Source organism: Streptomyces sp. NPDC057271 (assembly GCF_042668715.1).
In the GTDB taxonomy this organism is placed as follows: Bacteria; Actinomycetota; Actinomycetes; order Streptomycetales; family Streptomycetaceae; genus Streptomyces.
In genome coordinates this window covers 34,753-36,300 of record NZ_JBHUYJ010000079.1, presented here as the reverse complement: position 1 = coordinate 36,300, position 1,548 = coordinate 34,753, and the positions used below count along the sequence as shown (strand labels likewise).

Below are 1,548 nucleotides of genomic sequence, written 5' to 3'. Positions count from 1 at the left end.
ACAACCGCTCACCCGCAGGCACCCTGACCTGCCCCACCCTCGCCACACCACAACCAACGAGCGCAGGACATTTAAGTCACCGGCATTGGGCCTAGTCGGCCGGACCAGGGCCTGAACCAAGCCGCCGCGGCAGGCCGAAACGGCGCGGGCAGGCACGGGCGCGGGAGCGGGCCCAGTCGGGGGGACTGGCTCAGGCGCGGGAGCGGGCTCAGGCGCGGGCGCGGGAGCGGGCCCCGGCACGGGCCCCGGCGCGGGAGCGGGCTCCGGCGCGGGAGCGGGCCCAGTCGGGGGGCGCGGGAGCGGGCACGGGGCCCGGGCAGCTGCCGCCCTGGCCGGTCTCCGTGAAGCCCCGACCGCCGGCCGGGACGTCGGGGCACCGGTTGCGCCGGCCGCGGGCCGCGGCCGCACCGGCGACGTGTCCGTCCGGCGGTTCAGCCGTCCAGGGTGCGGATGCCGCGGGTGATCTCCTCCATCAGGGAGAGCGGGGGGCCGTCGGGGCCCGCGTCGAACGCGTACCGGATGACGACCATGGAGTCGGGGCCCGTCGTGGCGGGAAGGGCCAGGGACTGGACCCATCCACCGGGCCCGTCCCCTGTGACGACCCGCCAGCGCACCAGGTACCCGTCGCGGTCGGCGACCCTGACGGGCTCCGCCTTGACCTCCTCGTGCGAGGTGATGCGGCCATAGGGCTCCAGCCCCAACTCGTTGGTGCCGTAGAGCGCGGAAGCCGCCTCCGCGATGTCCCTGCGCGCCATGGCCTCGGGGGTGGACGCGCCCTCGGCCGGGAGGGGACGCGAGGAGACCCGGCCGTGGCGGCAGAAGATGGGATCTCCGGGGCATGTGAACGGCCCCTTGGTGTTGATCCAGAGGGACCCGTCGAATGACGTGTGAGCCTCTTCCCAGCCGCTCGGGACCGGCAGGCTGATGCCGCTGAGCTGGTCCGCCAGCTCCGTCGGTTCCGCCTTCCCGTCGTCCGGTTCCGTCTTCCCGCCGCCTTCCCCACCGGAGCCCTGGGACGGCGCCGGAGGCGGCAGGGTCAGCGGAGTGCCGCCACCGCCGTCGCCTCCTCCGAGCAGCAGCGCTCCCGTGACGCAGGCCGCGACGACGGCGGCCGCGACGACGGCCAACAGGGCCGGTCGCCGGCGGAGCCCGCCGATGCCACCGCCCCCGGGGGCAGGTGCACCGGGGGGCGGGGGCGGTACCGCGGCCCGGGACTGCGCCGACTGCGGGGGCACGGCGGCGGGGTCCACGGCTGGGGAGGTGTGCTCCGTCCAGGCCGTACCGTCCCACCAGCGCAGCTGCCCGGGTGTCGAACTGTCGGGGTACCAGCCGGGCTGGGTGATCATGCTCATCCGGTCATCGTAGGACTCGGCCTGACGGGGCGAGGTGGCGGGAGCAGGGGGATCAGCGCCACGCTCACGGCCCGGACACCGAGGGACGCCGTGGCGGGGGGGGGGGAGGGGGCGGAACCTGCCCCCCCCACCCCCGTTTTGTTTCCATCCCTTCGACCCCCCCTCACACAGGACGCCACCATACCCCCCCACCCCC

1 protein-coding gene is annotated in these 1,548 nt (G+C 75.6%); it reads right to left on the bottom strand.

The features are described 5' to 3' along the window. Nucleotides 1-431: 431 nt before the first annotated feature. On the bottom strand, nucleotides 432-1,352 hold the full coding sequence (locus ACFUJR_RS28590; RefSeq protein ID WP_383167619.1) for a DUF2510 domain-containing protein: 921 nt from the start codon (nucleotides 1,350-1,352) through the stop codon (nucleotides 432-434). Nucleotides 1,353-1,548: the final 196 nt, after the last annotated feature.